This window comes from Paenibacillus sp. FSL H7-0350 (assembly GCF_038593195.1).
In the GTDB taxonomy this organism is placed as follows: Bacteria; Bacillota; Bacilli; order Paenibacillales; family Paenibacillaceae; genus Paenibacillus_AQ.
Genome location: NZ_CP151972.1, coordinates 5,596,616 through 5,618,878, shown reverse-complemented (window position 1 = coordinate 5,618,878; position 22,263 = coordinate 5,596,616). Strand labels below are relative to the sequence as shown.

At 53.6% G+C, this 22,263-nt stretch carries 19 protein-coding genes; 3 read left to right on the top strand and 16 right to left on the bottom strand.

Annotated elements, in window-relative coordinates:
- Positions 1 to 27 precede the first annotated feature (27 nt).
- The 15 genes from NYE24_RS25505 to NYE24_RS25435 form a co-directional block, all read right to left on the bottom strand.
- On the bottom strand, positions 28 to 1,167 hold the full coding sequence (locus tag NYE24_RS25505) for a glycosyltransferase family 4 protein (RefSeq protein ID WP_076157070.1): 1,140 nt from the start codon (positions 1,165 to 1,167) through the stop codon (positions 28 to 30).
- The gene (locus tag NYE24_RS25500; RefSeq protein ID WP_342476982.1) at positions 1,164 to 2,354 is read right to left on the bottom strand and encodes a glycosyltransferase family 4 protein; all 1,191 of its coding nucleotides are present in this window, start codon (positions 2,352 to 2,354) and stop codon (positions 1,164 to 1,166) included. The genes NYE24_RS25505 and NYE24_RS25500 overlap by 4 nt, the downstream gene beginning before the upstream one ends.
- Positions 2,341 to 3,195: a glycosyltransferase family 2 protein gene (locus NYE24_RS25495; RefSeq protein ID WP_036693614.1), complete on the bottom strand. Its 855-nt coding sequence runs from the start codon at positions 3,193 to 3,195 to the stop codon at positions 2,341 to 2,343. The genes NYE24_RS25500 and NYE24_RS25495 overlap by 14 nt, the downstream gene beginning before the upstream one ends.
- 308 nt (positions 3,196 to 3,503) lie before the next feature.
- Positions 3,504 to 4,883 (bottom strand): oligosaccharide flippase family protein, encoded by a 1,380-nt coding sequence (locus tag NYE24_RS25490; RefSeq protein WP_342476981.1) that lies wholly within the window; start codon positions 4,881 to 4,883, stop codon positions 3,504 to 3,506.
- The gene (locus NYE24_RS25485) at positions 4,849 to 6,279 is read right to left on the bottom strand and encodes an O-antigen ligase family protein (protein ID WP_156949594.1); all 1,431 of its coding nucleotides are present in this window, start codon (positions 6,277 to 6,279) and stop codon (positions 4,849 to 4,851) included. The genes NYE24_RS25490 and NYE24_RS25485 overlap by 35 nt, the downstream gene beginning before the upstream one ends.
- 98 nt (positions 6,280 to 6,377) lie before the next feature.
- Complete coding sequence (locus NYE24_RS25480; protein ID WP_036693609.1) at positions 6,378 to 7,151, bottom strand: WecB/TagA/CpsF family glycosyltransferase; 774 nt, start codon at positions 7,149 to 7,151, stop codon at positions 6,378 to 6,380.
- On the bottom strand, positions 7,148 to 8,494 hold the full coding sequence (locus NYE24_RS25475; protein ID WP_342476980.1) for an O-antigen ligase family protein: 1,347 nt from the start codon (positions 8,492 to 8,494) through the stop codon (positions 7,148 to 7,150). Before NYE24_RS25475 ends, NYE24_RS25480 begins: the two co-directional genes overlap by 4 nt.
- 14 nt (positions 8,495 to 8,508) lie before the next feature.
- Positions 8,509 to 9,444: a glycosyltransferase gene (locus NYE24_RS25470; RefSeq protein ID WP_036693797.1), complete on the bottom strand. Its 936-nt coding sequence runs from the start codon at positions 9,442 to 9,444 to the stop codon at positions 8,509 to 8,511.
- Between the two features lie 24 nt (positions 9,445 to 9,468).
- Positions 9,469 to 10,161: a sugar transferase gene (locus NYE24_RS25465; protein ID WP_036693606.1), complete on the bottom strand. Its 693-nt coding sequence runs from the start codon at positions 10,159 to 10,161 to the stop codon at positions 9,469 to 9,471.
- Positions 10,162 to 10,240: 79 nt separating this feature from the next.
- Positions 10,241 to 11,131: a UTP--glucose-1-phosphate uridylyltransferase GalU gene (galU, locus tag NYE24_RS25460; protein ID WP_036693604.1), complete on the bottom strand. Its 891-nt coding sequence runs from the start codon at positions 11,129 to 11,131 to the stop codon at positions 10,241 to 10,243.
- A gap of 46 nt (positions 11,132 to 11,177) precedes the next feature.
- Entirely contained in the window at positions 11,178 to 11,819 is a 642-nt protein-coding gene (locus NYE24_RS25455; protein ID WP_036693602.1) for a CpsD/CapB family tyrosine-protein kinase, read from the bottom strand.
- On the bottom strand, positions 11,803 to 12,543 hold the full coding sequence (locus tag NYE24_RS25450) for a Wzz/FepE/Etk N-terminal domain-containing protein (protein WP_341028917.1): 741 nt from the start codon (positions 12,541 to 12,543) through the stop codon (positions 11,803 to 11,805). Before NYE24_RS25450 ends, NYE24_RS25455 begins: the two co-directional genes overlap by 17 nt.
- Positions 12,544 to 13,008: 465 nt before the next feature.
- Complete coding sequence (locus NYE24_RS25445) at positions 13,009 to 13,644, bottom strand: response regulator transcription factor (RefSeq protein ID WP_036693598.1); 636 nt, start codon at positions 13,642 to 13,644, stop codon at positions 13,009 to 13,011.
- Between the two features lie 23 nt (positions 13,645 to 13,667).
- Complete coding sequence (locus NYE24_RS25440; protein WP_342476979.1) at positions 13,668 to 15,107, bottom strand: ATP-binding protein; 1,440 nt, start codon at positions 15,105 to 15,107, stop codon at positions 13,668 to 13,670.
- A gap of 905 nt (positions 15,108 to 16,012) precedes the next feature.
- On the bottom strand, positions 16,013 to 16,867 hold the full coding sequence (locus NYE24_RS25435; protein WP_036693594.1) for a helix-turn-helix domain-containing protein: 855 nt from the start codon (positions 16,865 to 16,867) through the stop codon (positions 16,013 to 16,015).
- Positions 16,868 to 16,951: 84 nt separating this feature from the next.
- Between NYE24_RS25435 and NYE24_RS25430 the strand changes: the two genes are divergently transcribed.
- The 3 genes from NYE24_RS25430 to NYE24_RS25420 all read left to right on the top strand — a co-directional run bounded on the left by NYE24_RS25430 (position 16,952) and on the right by NYE24_RS25420 (position 20,396).
- Positions 16,952 to 18,883 (top strand): family 20 glycosylhydrolase, encoded by a 1,932-nt coding sequence (locus NYE24_RS25430; protein ID WP_342476978.1) that lies wholly within the window; start codon positions 16,952 to 16,954, stop codon positions 18,881 to 18,883.
- A gap of 248 nt (positions 18,884 to 19,131) precedes the next feature.
- Entirely contained in the window at positions 19,132 to 20,073 is a 942-nt protein-coding gene (locus NYE24_RS25425) for a hypothetical protein (protein WP_036693794.1), read from the top strand.
- Positions 20,074 to 20,156: 83 nt separating this feature from the next.
- Complete coding sequence (locus tag NYE24_RS25420) at positions 20,157 to 20,396, top strand: NHLP leader peptide family RiPP precursor (protein WP_036693592.1); 240 nt, start codon at positions 20,157 to 20,159, stop codon at positions 20,394 to 20,396.
- Positions 20,397 to 20,414: 18 nt separating this feature from the next.
- Here the strand turns inward: NYE24_RS25420 and NYE24_RS25415 are convergent, their stop codons facing one another.
- Complete coding sequence (locus NYE24_RS25415; protein ID WP_235218383.1) at positions 20,415 to 22,259, bottom strand: sensor histidine kinase; 1,845 nt, start codon at positions 22,257 to 22,259, stop codon at positions 20,415 to 20,417.
- Positions 22,260 to 22,263: the final 4 nt, after the last annotated feature.

The window sequence follows — 22,263 nt, the reverse complement described above, 5'->3', positions numbered from 1 at the left end:
AGCCTTAAGCATTATGGAGCGGGAAGGTCAGGTAACTGCCAGCAGACCTTTGTAGTAAGCGACAATATCCTTGACCGTGTTCTCGATGACAAAATGCTCTTTCACCCGTCTCATGCCATTATCCGCCATCCGTCTACGCTCTTCGGGATGGTTCAGCATCCAGGTGATGGAGTCTGCAAGTACAGTAGCATCTCCCGGCTGGATCAGCAGTCCTGTTTCACCAGGAACCACGATCTCCACCGGTCCGCCTTCATTGGAGGCAATGACCGGCAGTCCGGCCGCCATGCCTTCGACGATGACCTGGCCGAACGGCTCAGGGGTAATCGACGTATGAATCAGTAAATCCGCTTGGTTCATCAGTCCTTGTATATCATCCACATGACCCAGCAGGCTGACATTGGTGATGTCGTCCCGCTGCATCTGCTGAATTAATTCCTGCTTGTATTCTTCCTCTCCGAACAGGGCATCACCGGCCAGCCAGAACTTCACGCGGCTGTCCTGCTTGAAGGCCTTGGCCGCTTCCAGCACAATGTGCTGGCCTTTCCAGTGGGCAAGCCGCCCGACCAGCAGAACGTTGAAGTCCTTCCGCTCCCGCCGGCCGATCCCTTCGCCGATCGCCTTAGCGAAGGCCGAGTAGACGACCAGCGTCTTCTTCGAGCGCGGCAGATCCAGCGCATTCAGCGTGGAGTGGGAATTGGCAATGACCCCGTTCGGCAGCAGGCGTGACAGCAGCCGGATCGCCTTGGCGACAACCGGCTTCAGATAAGGCGCCCCGATGTGGTCCCGGATGTGCCAGATCAGCGGCACGCCTGCCTTTTTGGCGGCGACGGCTCCGTAAAAGGCTGATTTCAGGGAATTGGTGTGCACACAGTCCACCTTCTCCTCCTTCAGCAGCGGAGCCAGCTTACGGCCGTAAGCCAGCAGCTTCATCGCAGCAGCCGGAGCCCCGAGGTTCACGGCGTTGCGGCCGCGGCTGCGGATGCTCTCATCCAGCGGGATAATGCGGACATCGATGCCCTTCTCCCGCAGGCGTTCAGCAAGCGTCCCCTCTTCCGCCAGGATGACCAGCGGCTCAATCTGCTCACCGATGTTGGTGAGGATGTTGAACAGGGCGACCTCTCCTCCGCTCCATTTGGCGGTGTGGTCGATATAAGCGACTTTGATCATCCTACGCTCACACCCTTTCCCAAGGTTTCGAGGAATACAGACTCAATCTTGTCGCCTACATGCTGCCAGGTGTACTTCTCCAGCACATGATTCCGGCATTCCTCCCTGCCGGGCAGCAGCTTGCGGTTACTCAGCATATGAATCATACCTTCCGCCATATCGTCGCTGGCTGCACTCTTGAACAGCAGCTCCGGACGGAAGCCCTGGAGGATCTCCTTGTTGCCGCCGACAGGTGTAGCCATTACCGGAAGTCCGGAGGCCAGCGCTTCAACGGTGATCAGGCCAAAGCCTTCCAGCGCCTGGGAAGGAACAACGAACATGTCGGCTGCCTGATAATACGAAGCCAGCTCATGATCGGGAATATAGCCGAGCAGCCGGACCTTGTTCCCCAGCCCGTAATCGGATATTTTCTCTTCCAGCTCCCCGCGCAGCGGACCCTTGCCCCCGATCAGCAGAATCGCGTTCGGGAACCGCTCGGATACCTGCTTCCAGGCTTCAAGCAGCTGCAGCAGCCCCATCCGGTTCATCAGTCTGCGGACGGTCAGGACCGTTGTTGCGCCTTCCGGCAGATTCAGCGTCCGGCGGACCGCCAGCCGGTTCGTGGCGGGCGTGAACCGCTCGACATTGGCCGCTCCGGGAATGACGGTAATCTTGTGCAGGGGCACGCCGTGCAGCTCGTGCAGCATATTACGGAAGTAATCGCTGAGGACAATGAATTTGTCTGCCAGCTTGTAAGCCTTATGTTCAATCGATTTGGCAATCGTTGTTTTGACTTTATGCTTGATGCCTTGACCTTCGATCTTCATCTCTTCGTTCCATGGACCGTGGAAGGTCATAATGACCGGAATTCCCCGCTTCTTCGCTTCAATCGCCGGCCCGATGCCGTAAGGGGCGAAGTGAGTGTAGAGGATATCAATCCGCCCGCTGCCATCCCCCATCAGGGAGGCCGCCTTACGCTGGAAGGCGTCCTTGCGCTTCCAGATGGTCTCCTTCGGATCACCGGCATTGTGGATGATCAGTTCCTTCGGCGTCTCCGGCGTTTCTTGGCTGCAGATTAGGGCATGCACCTGGTTCCGCAAGGAGAGCTGCTCACACACAGATTTGAAATAGGTGTTCAGTCCTCCGGGCTGTAACGAGGGCCAGCTGAGGCCGGTCGTCATAATGTTAAGTCCGTCATTGTACGACATAGCTTCTCTCCCCCTTGTTCTCCTTCTCGGCCTGACCCGCTTCGTTATGCCGGGCCAGCCTGCCTGCGCTGTGCAATTCGTAATGCTTGAAGCCGACCATGAATTCATACATCACCCAGAAGACGGATACTGCGAAGCCCGAGATGCCTTTCTTGAACAGGCCATGCAGGAAATACTTCTGCAGGAACCGTGCCGGCGGACGCAGCAGCAGGTGGCTCAGCTTGAACGGCTTGCCGCTGGCGAACGCACTCTCTGCTTCCAGATCAGTGTATTTGTTGAACCGGGCCACATGATCGTTGATGCTGCGGAAGCCTTGATGCCACAGCGTTCCGTTCAGCTTCACCGTCCGCTCCTCGGACACCTCGGGCATCTCATGCACCAGAGAGTTGCGGATACCGTATTCCTTGCGGTTATACAGCCGCACCAGATATTCGCCTTTATCCAGCCATTTGCCAAGGAAGTCGCCAATCCGGTACAGCGAGAACGCCACCGTAGCATCGGTCAGTCCCGGCTTGCGCTCCAGGATATCCCGGGCCAGCTCCTCGCTGACCACTTCGTCGGTATCAATCAGGAAGACCCAATCATGGATGGCACGTTCCACTCCGAATTCCCTTTGCTTCGCATATCCGGGCCATGGGTTGACATACACCCGGCATCCCAGGCTCTCGGATAGCCCTACGGTCCCGTCTTTGCTTCCCCCGTCGATTACGACCACCTCATCGGCGAATAACCGGCAGGACTGAATGGCTTTGGATATCCGAACTTCGTCGTCCTGGGCAATGATGACCGCCGAGATGGGGTAGCTGCCCCGGCCGCCAAGCACGCTTGTTACTGAATCCATGATAGGTATCCTCCTTTGCCTGGTAGGGTCCGGTGTGTGTCGTCGCTCCGAGAAAAGTTTGGGCTTCCGATCGCTGTTGTCTTCTGATTTCCTGATTAGGACCGCTTACTGCGGTAGAAATCAGAAGACAAAGGCGAACGCTGACGCTTCTACAGCTCCAAATTTTCTCTGCGCTCCTCCAAGCACCGTCCCATGGTTTTTTAAGCAGATAGGGGCTCGCATCGTGTCTCTGCTCGCTGAAACAAATACAAACCATTTGATTCATAAGCAAAACACTTGAATCAAACCCTTAACTGCCTAGACATCTTCTACACATCCATAGGTTTCTTACGAATATACGAATTCATCGTCGTCTTCATCCACTGAAGGTCCTGGGCGTTAATGAGCAGCCGCGGAAGCTTAACCTTCAGGTTGTACCTGATATTGAGAATAATGAACAGGAACCGCAGCACAGAGGAGGAAAGCATAGCCACCCCGGCTCCGAACAATCCGAACTTCGGCACCAGCAGGAAGAGCAGCGGAATCACCAGGATCAGGCCGACCCCCTGCAGGATGGATACGAACTTCGGCTTGCCCAGCGCCATGAACACCTGAGCCAGAATCAGCGTCCCGCCGCTGATGGTCACTTCCAGCAGCAGCAGGCGGAACACGGTAAGCGCGGTATTGAAATCCTTGCCGTAGAGCAGCGGGATGACAAAGGGCGCTACCAGCATCAGGAACACTGCGCCAAGCAGAGTACAGGTAGTACTGATCCGGAAAGCTTTGAAGGTAAGGGCAACCGCTTCGTCCTTCGCCATCTCGGAGGCCTTCGGGAAGAGCACCACCGTGATCGAATTCGCGAAGAAGTTCACCATACGCGACAGGCTGACCGCTACCGCATAGAGCCCCAGATCTGCCGGTCTGAGTAATCCGGCAATGATGATCTGGTCTATGTATACTGAGAATTGTCCGAGCAGGTCGTTTCCGTAGGAGCCCAGACCATAGGTGAACAATCTTTTGAAATTAAGATAGGAATCCCGGAGCTTGACCTTGTAGGTCCGCAGCAGCAGGATGGTCATCCAGATGAACAGCGGAACCGACGGAACCAGATAAGCCAGTGCAGTTGTATAAGGATTCATGTAGCCGGTCAGGATCAGAATCCCGATGGCTCCCAGCGTCAGCAGCGGTACCAGGTAACGCATCCAGTTGAAGGTCTTATAATCCCCTCTGAACTGGAAGGCCGCGTTGTTGATCTGCGACACCACAATCAGCGGGCAGAGAATCATCGACCACTGGGCGAAGACCACTACCTCATGACTGAAGGACCCCAGCCAATACGGTAGCACGAGTATTCCGACGGTCATGGCGATGGTTCCGAACGTTAGGCCGATCAGCAGGGCGATCCGGTACAGCACCCCGGCTTCCTCCGGATTCTTCTTGGCGTTATAGATCAGCGCCGAGGGAATGCCGAAGCTCATGCTGAAGGCCAGGAACTGCGACCAGTTCACCATCGCTGTCTGCTCCCCCCGGCCTGACGGGCCGAGATAACGGGCGGTCAGTACGCCGGTCAGCATATTGACCAGCAGGATCAGCACGCTGACGAACATCGTTTTGACAGCAGCCGAGCTATTGTCCTTACTCTTCGTGAATCTCCGGAAGGTGGACCATACCCGGTTAGCGGGTAGTGATTTGGCGCTTGACTGCTGCATGCGGTAGTCCCTTCTTTCTGCTTTGAGTGAGCTCCTTGGCGCTGAGGCCAAGTCCGATCAGCATCCAGATCAGATACCCCTTAAGACCGGGAAAGCCATTATCCGAGATCAGGCTGGCTACAGCTCCCATCCACGCCGCCAGCGCCAGTCTGGCGTAAGGCTGAAGTTCATTCCTGCGGGTGACTCTGGCGCCGATCTCCTTGATGACCGCACCGAGGGCTCCGAAGAAGAACAATGCACCGAGTACGCCGAAGGTGAGCAGCAGCGCGATGAAGCCGTTATCCATGTTTCCGTATTCCCCCAGCTCTCCGCCGTTGCCGAGCTTGGTGCCCTGGCCTACACTGCCGATCCCCTGCCCTACCGGATTGCCAGCCACCATGGGCAGCATATTGGTCCAGAGGCTGAGGCGTTCATTGTAGGAATGATCCTCCTGCACGGAGGTCAGGGTCTCCATCCGGGCCACCAGCCCCTCTGCTCCAGGGAGCTTCGGAACGATCCAGAACAGCGCGGCTGCCACGAAGGCGAGCTGGAGCAGCGTCTTCCATTTACCCTTGGAGGGAGAGGAAGCGATGTAAACCAGCAGCATCACCAGCAGGACCAGCCAGGCGGACCGGACGAGCGTAGTCAGCAGGCAGACTACTACGAGCAGAACACCGAGCCAGCGCAGGGTACCCTGCCATCTTTTCTCCAGAATCATCGGCACCAGGGCGAAGACCAGGAAGGTTGCTGCCGGACCCGGAGAGTTCAGGGTCGAGAAGACCCGGATCTCCAGCGGATAGGGAGTCCCGATGGAGATCATATCGGCGTTCCGCATCCAGAAGGCGTCCCAGGGAGGAACGGTCAGATACTGCACGATCCCGTAGATCGCAACCAGCACGGCAATATTGGCAAAAGCGTACAGCAGCCGGTCGATATCCTTCGGCTTAAACGGCGTGACCGCGAAGAAGGGAATCAGCAGCAGCGGTACGATGTAATTCGCCAGATCGTATACCGAGCCGATACCGTTCTTCGCCAGGCCAATCAATGCGCCGTAGGCGAGTGCGATGGAGAACAACAGTATGATCCGGGTGGAGGACTTGCGAATCCGGTGAATTTCCCGCAGCACCGGAATGGCTAAGGTCGCTCCGGTCAGCAGCGGGGCCAGACTGAGCAGGGATACGGAGTGATAGACCCCTTCGTACCAGTCTGCAATCCGCCGCAGCTCCGGGGCAATCGCCCAGATCAGCAGAGTGTACGGGATAAGCATCCGTGTATTCAGCAGGGCCAGCAGCAAGGCCGGAAAGAGAATGCCCGCCAGAATAATGCCCTGCAGGCTGTTCGACGCGCTCAGGTTCGCACTGGCGAAGCCGATCGCAAGCGGCAGGGCCAACGCCGCAGCGCAGATCAAGGTCATCATTACAGCCGACTTCACGGCCTGTGCCGATGGAAGATTCAGACTATTCTCATCTCTGCTTAGCATCTTCATTCCCTGCCTCCCGTCTTTCGCCGCTTTCTTCAATCCGTACTGCTGTTCTTCACCTTACCCCGTTTGCGCATCTCCTTGAGCAGCAGCACCAGGAACTGGGCATCGTCGACAAGGTATCTTTTCCATAAACGGCCCGGCTCCTGGCTAAGTCTCCATAGCCACTCCATGCCAGTTCTCTGCATGAAATCCGGTGCCCGCTTCACCGAGCCGGACAGGAAGTCGAAGGTGGCACCTACGCCGATGGAGACCGGCGCCTGGTAGGAGGTATAGTGACGGTAGATCCACTTCTCCTGCTTCGGTGCGCCTACTCCTACGAACACGATATCGGGCTGACTCTCGGTCAGCAACCGGATAATATGCCGGTTCTCTTCTTCGTTATGCTCGAAGCCGTAGGAAGGCGAATAACAGCCCACTACGTTAATGCCAGGGAAGGCGGCCTTCAGATTCTTCGTAGCCTGCTCCGCCACACCCTCGGCAGCACCGAGGAAGAACAACCGGTATTGCCTTTGCTCGAACGCATTGCCCAGGCGGCTGAACAGGTCAGCCCCGGACACCTTTTGCTTCAGCGGCTTGCCGAGCATCTTGGACGCCCAGATCAGCGGCATCCCGTCTGCGACTACGGCACCTGCTTCGGAGTATACTTCCCGGAACTCTTTGTCTTTGCGCAGCTTGATCACATGATCGACATTGCAGGTCAGGATGTAGGACTGGTTCCTCTCCTGAATGGTTCTGTCGATATAATCCAGCAGGTCCATGAAATCATAGTTATCGAAATTGACATCGAACATATTCACTTGGTTCATCGTATCACTTCTTTTTGTGGGGAATCGGTCAGCTGTGAAGATCGGTACAGGCAGTTCAGGTACCAACAGAACGGAATGATGAATTGGACCGTCGACAGCGTGTTATCCGTGAAAGAATAGATTAGAAATGCTGCAATAAAGAGCAGATAATAAGGTTTGACCGCCGGCAAAAGAACTTTGTATACCATAAAAAACACAGCGAGCAAGGACAGCAGCAGCAGGATGGCCCCGACGTATCCCCCATCGTAATAAAAGCGGATATATTCGTTATGCGGAACCACGAACCCTCCGTAGAGCGTTCCGTCATTAGCCACCGTTACGGCTCCAAGACCCCGTCCTGCCACCGGCGAATCCGCCGCCTTGTTCAGGAAGTACTCCCAGGCCTCCGCCCGCCCTGACAGGTCAATTCCCGTCTCGGTCGTCCGTTCGAAGGAGCGCTTCTTGATGTTGTCGAGTTGCATATACACCGCCGAGGTAATGATCAGCAGGGAGCCCAGTAGCGGGAGCAGGTACTTCTTCTTGCCCTTCAGAAAAGCGCGGGAGATGTCATAGAAGTAATAGAGTACCATCAGCACCAGGGCGAGAATCGGCCCCCGCGTGCCTGTAATCACCAGAATGAAGAAATTCAGCCCCAGCATGATGTAATTGAACCGGATATACTGCGGACTGCGCTTGATCTCGATGAATGCGATCGCTACTCCCATGAAGGCCAGCATCGCCAGGTGAGGCGGAATGTTCGCCCCCTGCACCCGCACCGCGCCTGTGAACTCAACGGCTACCAGTGAATGTATATTCGCCGCTTGAAGCACTACACCCAGCAGCATGCTGACCAGCGGCAGCAGGGTAATGATCCGAATCTGCTTCTCGGCGACCTCCTTCTTCCAGTTGATCAGCAGAAGTACGAAGGGCAGAGACAGTCCGATGAAAGCTTTGACCGCAATCGATGTGCTCATCTCCGGCAGCCAGATGGAGAAGCTGAAGGTGAGCAGAATCAGGGCCAGCATCGCCCATATGGGAGGGCTGAGCTTGAACCTGAGGCCATTGACCAGGATACACGGCACCAGCAGCATTAGAATAACCAGCTTGTAGAGCGACAGGATCTCAATACCGAACATACTCCCGCTGTACAAGAAGTTAATCGAGACCGCCGTGGTCAGCAGAACGAAATAGCTGATCAGCTCAGGGCGTGATAGGGAGGCAACCAGCAGCAGAATGAAGAATACGGCCGCTACTGCGATGACCGGCTGGAAGATGACAGCTGTTCCCAGGAACAGTGCAGTTACGAGATAGAGCACTCCGTATGGCAGACTATTTATTTTGGAGCCCCACTCAAAATTGATCATCGCGCGTCCTCCCCTCACCCCGCTGCGGATTCCCTCTTCCGGTTAAGAATCATATGGAGAGTTCCGCGAATACTCTCCAGCCGGCATTTATTCAGCAGCTTCCTTCCCTTACTGCGGGAAAGAACGGAATCTGCCAGGATGTAGATCACTTTGGCGCCCGTCTTGCCCAGGAGCAGCAGATGCCCTATCATTCCTTCACTTTTCATAGCGTTCGATATGCCTTGGCTGTAGTACCGCTTCATGATCCAATCTTCCGTCAGCCGGTTAGCGGGAACGAAATGATCCACGGCCATCTCAGGATGATAGAGAATGGAATGTCCTTCCTGCTGCAGCTGGCTGAACAACCAGGTCTCTTCACCTGAGAGCAGCGAATCTCCCTTGCGTCCCAGCTCAAGCGGGAACAGGCTGATATCGAACACCGGCTTGCGCATCGCCATGTTGGCACCGCAGGGGTGAAGGCGCTTCGGATACTCTTTGATCCGGCTGCCCAGATCGACAATCGTATACGGAAGCTCGAACGGCTTGATCAGCCAATCCGGGCGCTTGCTCTCGAAGATCGGAGCAATCTTGCCACCCATTGCCATCACCTCCGGCTTATCCGCAAAGGTGTTCACAATGGTTGTAATCCAGGTCCGGCAAGGGATCGCATCATCATCCAGGAAGGCGATGAGCTGCGATTTGGAAGCCAGAATCCCTGTGTTCCGGGCTGCCGACAGCCCTTGAACCGGCTCCAGCAGATAACGGATATCCATATCGGCACCATAGGTCTCGATGAACCCCTTAATGGCGGCCGCCGTATCATCCGTGGACTGGTTATCCACGACGATGATTTCGGCCTGGTGCAGATTCTCCAGCGGCAGCAGCGAATGAAGAGTCTTCACCAGCAGCGCCGACCGGTTATAGGTGCATATGATAATGGAAATCTCAGGTACAGCTCCGTGTACGAACATCGGCATCACCTAATTTCCATATTTTTAATAAGCATTTTTGGAACCGAGCAGCATCAGGCCGGTCTTGACGATAATCTTCAGATCGAGCATTGTGCTGCGCATGTGGATATACGTGAGATCCAGCTGAACCATCTCGTCGAAGCCGACGCTGTTTCTGGCGTTCACCTGCCAGTAGCCGGTGCAGCCGGGGGTTACCATCAGCCGCTGCTTGTCGTATTCCGTATACTGCTCCACCTCTTCAACGAGCGGAGGACGGGGACCCACCAGACTCATATGCCCCATCAGCACGTTCCAGAGCTGCGGCAGTTCATCAATACTGGTCTTGCGCATGAATCTTCCAATCCGCGTAATACGGGGATCATTCTTGATCTTGAACATCGCGCCGCTTACTTCGTTATAGGCCATGAGACTCTCCTTCAGCTCCTCGGCATTAGAGACCATGGATCTGAACTTGTACATAGGGAACAGCTTCTCGTCCTTGCCGACCCGCATTTGGCGGAAGAACACCTTGCCCTTCGGATCTTCCAGCTTAATCAGGACAGCCACCACTGCGAAGAGCGGGAGCAGGAACAGCAGCCCCAGGGCAGAGAACAAGATGTCGATGATCCGCTTCATAACCAGATAGGATTCCATTCCCTTGCTTTCTTCACCCGAATGCAGCATGTAAAGTTTCGGCAGGACGGCCTCATAGTCTTCCGGCAGTTTTTGCATGCTCATCTCTCCTCATTTCTCGTAAAGGTTTATGCAGCCTTACTTCTTGACTCCGGCTTGTGCCGCTCACTTGCGGGGAACCGTCTCAGCTGCTGAGCGTGGTCTGTCCCGCTTTGTTCAGCCATTCCGCCATAGCATCCATGACCTGATAACGCAGATCCTCGCTCTCTAAGGCAAATTCCAGTGTGGTCAAAATATAGCCAAGCCGTTCGCCGACATCATATCTGGTACCGTCGAAGTTATAAGCGTAGACACGTTCGCTCTGGTTCAGCTTCTGAATGGCATCTGTCAGCTGAATCTCGCCGCCCGCGCCCTTCTCCTGAAGATCAAGATACTTGAAGATCTTAGGGGTAAATACATAACGGCCCATGATCGCCAGATTGGAAGGCGCCGTGCCGAGTGCCGGCTTCTCCACGAAGTTGTTCACCCGGTAGAGCTTCCCGTCCTGCATATCCGGCTCAATAATCCCGTAGCGGTTCGTGAATTCATCCGGGATCACCTGTACCCCGATTACCGAGTTCTGAGTCTCCTCATACTGGTCGATCAGCTGCTTCAGGCAAGGGACCTGTCCGGTTACAATATCATCGCCGAGCATAACACCGAACGGCTCGTCGCCGATGAACCGTCTGGCACACCATACGGCGTGGCCGAGACCCTTGGGTTCCTTTTGCCGGATGTAGTGAATTTCCACCTTGGAGGACCGCTGCACCTCTTTGAGCAGTTCCAGCTTACCGTCCTCCAGCAGCCGGGATTCAAGCTCAAAGGCGTTATCGAAATGATCCTCGATCGCCCGCTTTCCCTTACCGGTTACAATGATGATGTCTTCAATCCCGGAGGCAATGGCCTCCTCCACGATATACTGGATCGTCGGTTTGTTGATAATAGGCAGCATTTCCTTGGGCATTGCCTTGGTCGCCGGAAGGAAACGTGTGCCTAACCCGGCCGCCGGGATAATTACCTTTTTTACCTTTTTCATCACACATACCTCCCAATAGTTTCGTTCACATTGCCGCTTCAGTGTTCTACTTGGTCTGGTTCATTGCTATTCCGAGAATCCTTACACCTGTCTGTTCCATGAGACCCTTCAGCTTGCGGAGAGCTTCGCGCTTCGTCCGGCCGTGTCTGGCGACAATGACCACCCCGTCCGAGAGTGGGGCCAGAATCCGTGCATCGCTGTAATCAACCGCCTGCGGAGAATCCAGCAGAATCAGATCGAAGCTTGCCTTCAGCTCCGTAAGCAGCCCGGTCATTCTTTCGCTGCCGAGCAGATCCGGCGGACTGACCGTACTCACTCCGGCAGGGATGACCGCCAGATTCGCCAAGCTGCCGTATACCAGAACGTCCTTAGCTTCCTCGTAGCCGCTTAAGTAAGCTGCCAGCCCCTGGCTGCCTTCCACATCGAAGACGCTATGCAGGCCGGGCTTCCGCAGGTTACAATCCACCACCGCCACCTTCTTGCCGTCCTGTACGAAGGATACGGCCAGATTGGAAAGAATGGTGGTCTTGCCTTCACCGCCCTCTGCTGAAGTGAAGAGCAGCACCTGACCGCCTGGTCCCTTCAGCAAGCCGAGCTGGCGGATATACGTGCGCAGCGAGCGGAAGGATTCGGACACATGCGATGACGGGTTCATATCCGCGATTAGACTTCTATTCAGCCGTAACATATTTGCCCTCCCCTACTCTTGCCTTATCATTATCCACACTGCCGAAATCGCGTTTGCGGATTGCCGGAATACTGGCAATGACCGGAAGACCAAGCTCGAATTCCGCTTCCTTCTCATTTCTCAGCGTACCGTTCAGCGTCTCCATCAGCAGGATAAGCCCGACCGCGGCCATCAGTGACACCACGAAGCTAATCAGAATATTCATGGTCACCCCGCCGTTGACCGGCAGAGGCTGGGCTGCAGGATCAGCCGGAGTCAGGAATGTAACATTATCCAGATTCATCAGTGCCGGCAGGCTGCGGATGAAGGTCTGCGAAACCGCATTTACAATCGTAGCTGCGGTGCCGTAATCCTTATCCTCCACGGTCAGATTGATCACCTGGCTTTTCTCCGAGGATTTGATCTGCAGCTTGGCAGCCAGTTGGCCCGCCGTCAGACCGAACTCGGGATGCTCCGCGATCACACTCTTCATAATGGTTGGGGACTTCATGATTTCCTTATAGCTCTCGATGAGGTTAAGACTGAAGTTCAGCGCGTTGAGATTATTGCTCTCGGGGACATTCACAACGTTGTTGACCAGTAGCTGTCCAGAGGCGGAGTAGACGGGTGCAACGAAGTTTTTACTGACGTAGAAGGTGGTGGCGCAGGAGATAAGTACAAACACCATGATTAACCATAATTTTTTCTTTATCAGGTTAATGTAATCCAGAATCGTCTTTTCCACAGTAACCCTCCTTCCGCTTGTGTTCGTTTTGAAAGCAATCATGAAAGTTTCAGATGTCTTGCTTTTATTCTAACAATGCGCAGGATTTATCACATGCCCCCTCGCATCACTTTACACTTCACTTTTGAGTGACTGCGTTTGGTCCGCTAGAGGGGGCGGATGGTATACTTTAGTACCATATCCATGGAAAATGCTAACACCTCCGGTGAGCCTTGCCTGCTTCCGTTGTCTACTTGCCCAAACACAAAAATCACCCAGCCGGGTGAAATCTGCTGGTACGCCTTCACATCAGCCCCCGTTTGCGAGTCCAATGTATGCTGTTTTCCGCATACATTTGGGCCGCGGGCTGCTTGCGAGTCCAATGTATGCTGTTTTCCGCATACATTCGGCCTGATTTCCCTGAACGCAAAAAAACACGGACAACGTGGTCCGTGCTCCGTCCCCGATCATTCACAGGGATGATTATTAATCGTATGACATCTCATATTTGGTAAGCCCGACAGCATTGGCGTATAAAGCCGCCTGCGTCCGGTCCGCCACCTGCAGCTTCGCCAGAATCTGGCTGACATGCTTCTTGACGGTGAATTCGCTGATGAACAGGCGTGAAGCAATCTCACGGTTGCAGGCCCCCTGTCCCAGCTCAATCAGAACTTCCTTCTCTTTGGGTGTAAGCTCATCCGTAGGACTGCTGCCGCTCATACGCATCTTATCTTCCATCAGCCCGGGATCGTAATACTTCCTGCCCTTGTGAACCAGTTGAATTGCGAACAGTAATTCCTCAGGCAGAGCTTCCTTCAGTACATAACCGTCTACCAGCACTTCCTCCGCCTTCAGGAAATCTTCCCGGCTGGCTGAGGACGTTAGCAGGATGAACTTGCATGAGAATCCGCGCACGCGTGCTTCCTTGATAATATCCAAGCCCGATTCATCGGCAAGCTTCAGATCAATCAGCACAAGATCAGGCTGTATCTCCTCAATCACGAGAAGTGCTTCTTGGCCATTCGTTGCTTCGCCGGCAAACTGCAGATTGGACTGCATCGATATCACAGATGCCAATCCTCTTCTCACCAAAGGGTGATCATCAACAATGACGATTTTCACTTGAACGACCTCCTGCCTAAAGTTTATGCATTTTTCAGTTCAGCCACACCGACAGGTATAGAGATTAAAATTCTGGTTCCAGCGTTCTCACTGCTGGTTAACTGGAAATCGCCTCCAAGGGACTGTGCCAGATATTGCATATTCTTCATTCCCAGTCCGCCTGAGTGATCCTCGGATTCAGCCAAGATCAGATCGGCCTCGAAGCCGACACCATCGTCGACAATTGATAGTCTAATACATTTCGGCTTAAGCGACAGTTCTACATCCACCCGGCTGGCAGCACCATGTCGTATGGCATTGCCGGTAGCTTCGGAGATAATCCGGAAGAGTGCCTTGTGGTAAGGATAAGGGAGACTGAAATCATCCCCCGTTATTTTCAGTTCAATCTCAACATCGTTAAGCCGGGAGAGGCTCTTCAGATGCGAGCGCACCATCCCAAGCCAGCTTGGGCCGCCGCTCTTCTTGGAGCTGAGGCTGTAGATGGTAATCCGCAGCTCCTTGGCCACCTTGGTGGCTGAATCATGGATAAGCTCAATCTGCTCCTCCAGCTCCCTATCAGACATCTTACGCCAAGTCTGCTTCAGGGAATGGGTCGCATAGACGATGCCGAAAAGACTCTGGGAGACACTGTCGTGCATCTCATCGGCTATCCGGTTCTGCTCGTTCGTGATGATCAGCCGGTTCTCGATCACGCCCAGCTCGTGGCGCTCCAGAATAATCGCACTCAGCTCCGACAGGAACATCAGCTGCTGAATGTACCATCTGCGGCCCTCCAGTCCTTCCGACGCTTCCAGCTTCACTCCGATCATACCGACGAACCGGGTGCTCATTCTTACCGGCATCAGCAGGAAGTCACCGATTCCCGGCATACTTTTGAATACCGGTTCACGCTGCAGCCTCCATTCATGCTCGTGCTTCTCCAGCTCCATGAACAGAAAGCGCTCCTCCTCATGCTGCCATCCCGTCTGGCGGCTCTGTGGAGCAGGCTCCCCGCTCTTTTTGGCGAACCAGAACAGGGCCTTCTCCAGCTTGGTAAGCTTGACCACATAGTCAGTAATCACTTGGCCAATATTCATGAAGTCATGCTGGCTTGATGTTTCCACGATGTGATAAAGCGATTTGATATGTTCCATGGTATCGTTGGTCCGCGCGTTCGCTTCCTCCCGCTGCCGCTTTATCCCCTTAACCATCTGCATAACTATAACCGCGAGAGCCAGGGCTAGAAACAGGTTACCATTGGCAAGCATAATTTCAGCAATCGAAGGACCGGGAGAACCGGATTCCATATAGCCCGATGCCGCCACTATGGCAATATAGCCCAAGATCAGACTCCAGGCAAAATAAAGAGAGAGCGCACCCGCCGCAAACAGCACCGGATTCAGTACATATAGCTTAAAAGGACTATCGTATCCTCCAGTAAATAACATCATCACCGCAATGAGTGCCGTCTCCATACTGATCATTAGCATGAGAGGACGGGCTCTTGCATGAAACCTCCGGTAATAGTACGGGAATAGTTGGGCAAATAAGAATAGCACGATGATTAGTAGGGATTTGTATATTACGGAAGGTCCCGCAGGAACCATGAGGTACATAAACGATGTGAGGGACAAAGAAAAGATTCTAAAAAAGGCGATAGTACGATCTTCTGCTGTTAATTTAATGTTCATCCCACCACCCTATTCTCCAGTTTGTGGAAAATTCGAGTTTATTCTAAGCTATGTTTAAAAGCATCATACATGAGAAAAATCACAATAACAAGTTTCGATTTCTAATGATAGCGTTTACTTTGAAAATAAAATGGGTATAATTATTCTTTTTTCATGAAAAATTAACCAGCTCTATCCATCTTCTCAAATGATAGCGTATGCAATATTATCCAGTTCCGCTCCGGTCATGACAAAGAGCCTCTCCCTCCAGGGACAGGCTCTTCGAAAGACAGGATGTCTTCAGTTATCCGGTGAGTTCACCCGGCACAGTCTATTCAGTCGCCGCCGGAACAACCTGCTCCAGCTTGGCCTCATTGCATATACAAATTTGATAGCGCTGTTCGCCAACGATATGATACCCGGTGGACAAAATACGCAAGGTATGACTAGGTCCTACCACTTTATGGAGACTGCGGCAACTGATGCAGTAATACTCTCTCAATAGTCTCATCTCCGGCATAGTCTAGAAGTACTATTCTAGAACTGCTAATATTATCTAGAGCATAGCACTGTTTTTTTCTGCATGTCAACAAAAATCTGCAAAATACGACATTATTCCAAGATCATTTTGAGGAAATAAGTAGAAAAATGTCGTTTTTTTTATAAAACATAAGAATTTATATGTTTCACAAGATACCTTATTCTTCTATTTCCACTTGTCATATATGATTCCGGCAGATCTGCGGAGAGAGGCCCATATATTTTTTGAATAACCTTGAAAAATAAAAACTATCCCTATAATGAAGCATTCCCGCTATCTCCTGCACCTGCAGGGAGGTATTTAGCAGCAAATGCTTGGCCTCGGCCATCTTCAGCCGGTGGATATATTCATGCAGGGGGTACCCGCTGCTCCGCCGCACGGTGCGCCGGAGTGTAGACATGGACAGGTGCAGGTCTTCGGCTATGCGCGGCAGATCCGGCTTCTCATAGATGCAGGCATTCAGCGCCTCACGGATCAGCGGCATGGCTTCCTGCTGCCATGGGCGGCGGCTGCCCTGGAGCTGCAGCGAGTATTCCAGCAGCATCTCCTCCAGCAGCAGCGCAGCCCGGTCCGCCTCACCGGGAACATCCCCGGTCATGTACGCCAGAACCTTTTCAAAGGAGGCTTTCAGCTCTTCCGCCTTATCCCCCCGGGTTACCTCTCCACCCGCAATCATTCCGGCTTCCAGCCACTCTGTGACACGGCTTCCGCTGAAATTAATATAGTATTCATCCCAATACCCGCCAGGTGGCGGTCCGAAGCTGTAGCTGCAGCCGGGTCTGAAAAAAAACAGGCTTCCCTCCCGGACCTGCTGCTCTGGTCCTCCGTTCTCCGTATAAGTTCCGCCTCCTGCGACTATATATACAAGGGCCCAGTGTTCAAAGGTGACACCCGAACGAAACAACGTTCTTCCCGGCAGATGGCCGGCTTGCCCGATACGGATCGACTTCAGGCGCAGCCTTGCGGCCTCCACCTTCGGATCAATAATTCTTACAGGATAGGGACTGATCATATAATCCATGAGCTTGGGCATACACTGCATTCCTCCATGTGTTCAGGAGTGATATGTTGATAATGAAGATGATCATATTCTACATGAATAAGAGGTGTCCACGCTATGTCTGATGATGTTCACTTACAGCTTTTTCCCCGGCCGCATAAGATCACGGTATCCGCAGGACAGTTCCACCTTCCTTCCCGGGGCAGCATTGTGCTGGCCGGTGAGGACCCGTTGTCCGCCCTTCCCGCAGCCCGCAGGCTTCAACAGACCGCTTCCGAGGTGGTCCGTCTCAGTCTGCCTCTGTCCATAGGGCAGCGGTCTGCCGCAGTTCCGGCTTGTACTTTCCACTATAACGCACTACTTGCAGAAGGAGCCTATGAGCTGCACGTTAACGAAAAAGGCCTAATTGCCGCTTACGGTTCGCCGCAAGGTGCTTATTATGCAGCCGCGACGCTGAAGCAGCTCCTGCAGCAGTACGGCCGGACGCTGCCTTATCTGCATATCTGCGATCAGCCGGATTTCGCAGCCAGAGGACTGATGCTTGATATCAGCCGCAACAAAATCCCCACACTGGATACCCTGTACGGGATCATTGATCTCATGGCGGATCTCAAGCTGAATCAGCTGCAGCTATATATAGAAGGAGCTCCATTTGCTTACGAGTCCTTCCCGCAGGTATGGGAGCTGGAAACTCCGCTCACCGGCGATGAAATTCTGCGCTTAGATGCCTACTGCCGCGAGCGGTATATTGAGCTGGTGCCAAACCAGAACAGCTTCGGCCATATGGAGGGCTGGCTGACCCGGCCGGAGTTCAACCATCTGGCGGAGATCCCCGCAGGCTTCATGCTCCCGGATCAGATGGTTGATAGCGATTTATACCCGGAAGGATTGTTCATGCCTCCCGGGACCTTCCATACGGAGGACCCTGAGGTATTGCAGCTCCTGGGCTCGATGTACGATGACCTTCTTCCCTACTTCAGCTCAGAGATGTTCAATGTCGGCTGCGATGAGACCTATGAACTGGGACTTGGCGCAAGCCAGGCGTTGGCGGAGTCTTCCGGCAAAGGCGAGCTGTACCTCTCCTTCCTGCAGAAGATTCATGGACTGGTCAAGCAGCGCGGTAAAACCATGCAGTTCTGGGGCGATATCATCATCCAGCATCCCGAGCTGATCCCCCGGCTGCCGAAGGATATCATCGCCATGGAGTGGGGGTACAGCGCGGCTCATCCTTTTGAAGCGGATACCCGCAAATTCAAGGAAGCAGGCATCCCGTTCTATGTCTGTCCGGGAACCAGCTCCTGGAACTCGCTCACCGGGCGGACCGACAACATGCTTGCCAATCTGCGCAGCGCTGCGGTACATGGCAAGAGAAACGGCGCTATCGGCTACCTGATTACCGATTGGGGCGATTTCGGCCACTGGCAGCATCTGCCGGTCAGCTATGCCGGATTCGCTTACGGGGCAGCGTTGGCCTGGAATGTAGAGGGGAATCTGGAGGCGGATGTGGCTCATTATCTGAACACGGCAGTCTTCCAAGACCGCTCAGGAACCATCGGGCAACTGCTGCTTGATCTGGGCAACTACTACAAGCTGGAGTCGGGCACAGTCCGCCCGAATGATACGGAGATGTCCATGCTGCTGCGCAGCCATCTGGAGCATGTTCAGCTGGCTGTGAAGCTGCCTGTAGAGCAGCTTCACCAATTGGAGCAATACATTTTTGGCCTCGAAGCCAGGCTTGAGCAGCCGGTTCTGGAATGCAGCGATGCCGGGCTGGTCATAGAAGAGCTGCGCAGCGGCATACACTTCGTGAAGCATGCCGTGCAGCTCACCCGGCTCAAGCAGCAGCTCGCCGCAGCCGATCCGAAGCTTAAGGCAGCGAAGGTTCAGGCGCTGATCCATGACCTGGATCTGCTGCTCCACCAGTATCGCCAGCTATGGACCCGTCGCAACCGGCCGGGCGGCTTGGAGCGCAGCATCTCGAAGCTGGTCCGCCTGCGCGGGGAATATACCGCACTTGCCGCCAAGCTGGATGCAGAGGCTGTTCGGTAGACTACATTACGTAAGAACACAATGGAACATACTTAAGAAACCTCTCCTTTGAAATGGTTGTGTGAGTACTCCATTTCACCAAAGGGCGGTTTCTTTTTTTGGTACACTACTGTTCCTCCGGTGATACTGAGCCACACAGCAACAAACTTTGGATTGAAATAGGACCACCGCAGGATTATAATAGGATCGAATAACCACTTTTTGCCTATTATTAGAAGGAGAATACATAATTGACAGGGGACAAGCCTATGGATTGGCTTCATGCTTATGAGGACGAGCTCCGTGTAGTTTTTGAGGAGAACCGCAGGGTGATCTCTGCGTTTCCAGAGCCGCTTAACGCCCGCGGCCTGTCGTATCTCAATCAGTTCAACGTGTTCAACCCGGACAGCAACAAGAATTATATCTGTTACTTGCTACCCTTCTGGCTCCAAGACCCTTGTGGCCTGAATCCTGAACTGGCCCGCAGGATGTCCGCAGGTAACGTCTTCCTCATGCTCTACTTCTTCCTCCAGGATGACCTGATGGACAGTCCGGAGGCCTCGGCTGCGCAAGCGCTGCCGCTTGCCAATCTGCTCTATGTGGAGTTTCTGGCTACCTACCTTCCGCTATTCCCGGCAGATTCCCCCTTCTGGTCCTGCTTCAGCCGTTACATCAGCGAGTGGGCAGACAGTGTGAGCAGTGAAGCCGGCAGCGATTACTACCTGAATGACCGTATCCGTATCTCTCATAAGGCCAGCCCGCTTAAGCTTAGCAGTACAGCCGCGCTGCTGCTCTCCAGCCAGTCCTCGTCCATTCCCGAAGCCGAAGAGATGATTCACACCGTGCTGCTGACCCTCCAGCTGCTTGACGACTACGAAGATTGGGAGCAGGATCTGGAGGACGGCAGCTACAACTGCCTGCTGTCACTGGTACGATCCTGTACAGGGATTGCCGCGGGAGAACCGCTGACCGTAGCAGCAGTGAAGGACTTCATATATGTAGCAGGCGGATTTACTGAATATACGGCAACGGCCCAGGCCAACCATCTGATGCTGGAAGAGGCCGGCTTGCAGCTGCCCTTGCTGGTATCCTTCCATCTCATGCTCGTGCAGAATCTGCAGCAGATCGCCGCTGCCATTGAAGCACAGAAGCAATTACTGCTGGGCGGGGGGCTGGATTACTGGCTATCTACGCACGCAAACCTCTCATAATTTATACAAATAGCAATAGAATTATAGAATGGCCTATGCTATACTAAAAAGGCAATTATAACCATTTTGAAAGGGTGATTGTATTGTCAGTAGGAGTTCTTAAGAATCAGGTAATTCAGAAGGCGTGGGAAGATCCGGCATTCAAACAAAGACTGCTTGCAGATCCGAAGGCAGCACTCCAGGAAGCGCTGGGCATTAACCTTCCTGACAACATTACACTGAAGACCGTAGAGGAAGGCTCGAATGAATTCTACCTGGTCATTCCCCCAAGCCCGTCTTCCGATGTAATGAAGACACGTATCACTCCAATGGGAACCTGGTAGCATCCTCAAGTCATACTATTATCGGGAGTTGGAATCGTCCGGTCCTTCTGCACGCGGCAGAAGGGTGATGGACTCGGTTCCGGCTCCTTTTTTGCTCATAAAGCGGATTTCGCCCTCCATCGCCTCAATAATACGGAAGGTAACCATCAGCCCCAGCCCTGTACCCTTCGTCTTGTTGGAGGAGAAATACGGCTCGCCCAGACGGCTAAGTACAGCCGGTTCCATGCCTGCCCCGTTATCCTTAATATGAATATGCACCTTATCCCCCCGGCTGTAGGCCAGCAGATGAATTGTACCTTCCTCCCCCAGGGATTCAATGCTGTTCTTGATGATATTAATCATCGCCTGCTTGAATTTCGAGGAATTCCCTTTGACCCACAGACCGTCTTCCACCTCCAGAATCATTTTGCCCCCGTTCAAATGGCATAATGGCAGCAGTATGCTCTGGATATGCATGAATTCTTCATTCACATACAGCAGGGAGACATGTTCAAATTCCGGCTTGGCAAAGGTCAGAAAATCGGTAATAATACTCGCCGCCCGGTCCAGCTCACTGAGCGCCATGGACAAGTATCTCTGCTCGTCCCCGCTCGACTTCTCGCTGAGCAGCTGGAGGAACCCCCGGGTCACCTGGAGCGGGTTACGTACTTCATGGGCTACCGATGCTGCCAGCTCGCTGATAATCTCCATTTTCTCCGAACGCTGCAATTCGTTGTTGAACAGCTCCAGCTCCTGCGAATACTTCACCACTTGGCTGTGGTTCTGCGCCAGCCGCCGCCCCAGAATCACAATCAGCGAGAGAATGAATACAACCAGCGCCCATTTCCAGTAGAAGAGATCATAATTCCCGCGTCTGAAATAATACCACAGCAGCTCCAAGATCCCGGTAAGAGCAGCCGTACCGAAGCCGCATGCGAAGATGATCGCATCCTTGTTGCGCTTCAGGGAGAACACAATTACGCAGCCGATCAGCAGAATGAATTGTAGAATCATAATAATGCCGATAATGTTGGTGGAGATGAAGTAGTAGAATTCCACATACCGGCCCCCGGATAGAGCATTAATAATAAGGAGAAGACAGCAGAATAAGGAATAGGCCATCTGGAATTTGCGGAACCTGCGGATGATGCCGTATTTGCCTGCGCCGAATATTTTCTCGAACAGGAAGGTCAGGGCGGGTAACAGGGACAACAGTGCCACATCGAACAAAATTACATTGAGCCCGCCTAAATAGCTATAGAAGGTATACATGAAGGGCGAGTAGGTTACAGATAGCACACCGGTAGAGGCAATGACAATGGAGAGCGAAGCTGCCACGGGGAAATACTCCTTGTTCAGGAAAAATGCGCACACAAACAGAACCGCCGCCACAAAGATAAAAGCGCCGCCCAGAATCACATCTATAAGCCCGTTTTTGATATAGTCCTTGATTAGAATACTGTGCTCACCGAGCATCACCTGCTCTTTGATTCCGATCCGGTCCTGGAGCGTCTGCGTCCAGATATAGAGCGTCTTTCCGTTATCCCGCATATCCAGAGGCACAAGCAAGGAATAATTATCCATAATAAAGCCGCGATCCCCTTCAAAAACCAGCCGGTCCTCCACATACACCTTCACATGCAGCGCATAGATCGTCTGAATATAGACGGAGGGGGACACGTAATGATAGGAGGGCAAAGTAATCTTGGTCCAGGCAGACGATACCCCGGAAGGCTTGAGCGGCATCTCGGCCTTCGCCTCCACATCGATCCACCCCTGGTCTTCCGTTACCGGAGCCTGGAGTCCGCCATCATCCGGCCCCTCCTGCCACTTCATCTGCCAATGTCTGATCTCACTGGCAGGGGAGGCACTTTGCGCGGACACCAGG

Excerpts from the sequence above, each read along its gene's own strand:
- NYE24_RS25505 (WP_076157070.1), bottom strand. The coding sequence starts at position 1,167 with ATGATCAAAGTCGCTTATATCGACCACACCGCCAAATGGAGCGGAGGA.
- NYE24_RS25500 (WP_342476982.1), bottom strand. The coding sequence starts at position 2,354 with ATGTCGTACAATGACGGACTTAACATTATGACGACCGGCCTCAGCTGG.
- NYE24_RS25495 (WP_036693614.1), bottom strand. The coding sequence starts at position 3,195 with ATGGATTCAGTAACAAGCGTGCTTGGCGGCCGGGGCAGCTACCCCATC.
- NYE24_RS25490 (WP_342476981.1), bottom strand. The coding sequence starts at position 4,883 with ATGCAGCAGTCAAGCGCCAAATCACTACCCGCTAACCGGGTATGGTCC.
- NYE24_RS25485 (WP_156949594.1), bottom strand. The coding sequence starts at position 6,279 with ATGATGACCTTGATCTGCGCTGCGGCGTTGGCCCTGCCGCTTGCGATC.
- NYE24_RS25480 (WP_036693609.1), bottom strand. The coding sequence starts at position 7,151 with ATGAACCAAGTGAATATGTTCGATGTCAATTTCGATAACTATGATTTC.
- NYE24_RS25475 (WP_342476980.1), bottom strand. The coding sequence starts at position 8,494 with ATGATCAATTTTGAGTGGGGCTCCAAAATAAATAGTCTGCCATACGGA.
- NYE24_RS25470 (WP_036693797.1), bottom strand. The coding sequence starts at position 9,444 with ATGTTCGTACACGGAGCTGTACCTGAGATTTCCATTATCATATGCACC.
- NYE24_RS25465 (WP_036693606.1), bottom strand. The coding sequence starts at position 10,161 with ATGAGCATGCAAAAACTGCCGGAAGACTATGAGGCCGTCCTGCCGAAA.
- galU (WP_036693604.1), bottom strand. The coding sequence starts at position 11,131 with ATGAAAAAGGTAAAAAAGGTAATTATCCCGGCGGCCGGGTTAGGCACA.
- NYE24_RS25455 (WP_036693602.1), bottom strand. The coding sequence starts at position 11,819 with ATGTTACGGCTGAATAGAAGTCTAATCGCGGATATGAACCCGTCATCG.
- NYE24_RS25440 (WP_342476979.1), bottom strand. The coding sequence starts at position 15,107 with ATGATCAGTATGGAGACGGCACTCATTGCGGTGATGATGTTATTTACT.
- NYE24_RS25435 (WP_036693594.1), bottom strand. The coding sequence starts at position 16,867 with ATGCCCAAGCTCATGGATTATATGATCAGTCCCTATCCTGTAAGAATT.
- NYE24_RS25430 (WP_342476978.1), top strand. The coding sequence starts at position 16,952 with ATGTCTGATGATGTTCACTTACAGCTTTTTCCCCGGCCGCATAAGATC.
- NYE24_RS25425 (WP_036693794.1), top strand. The coding sequence starts at position 19,132 with ATGGATTGGCTTCATGCTTATGAGGACGAGCTCCGTGTAGTTTTTGAG.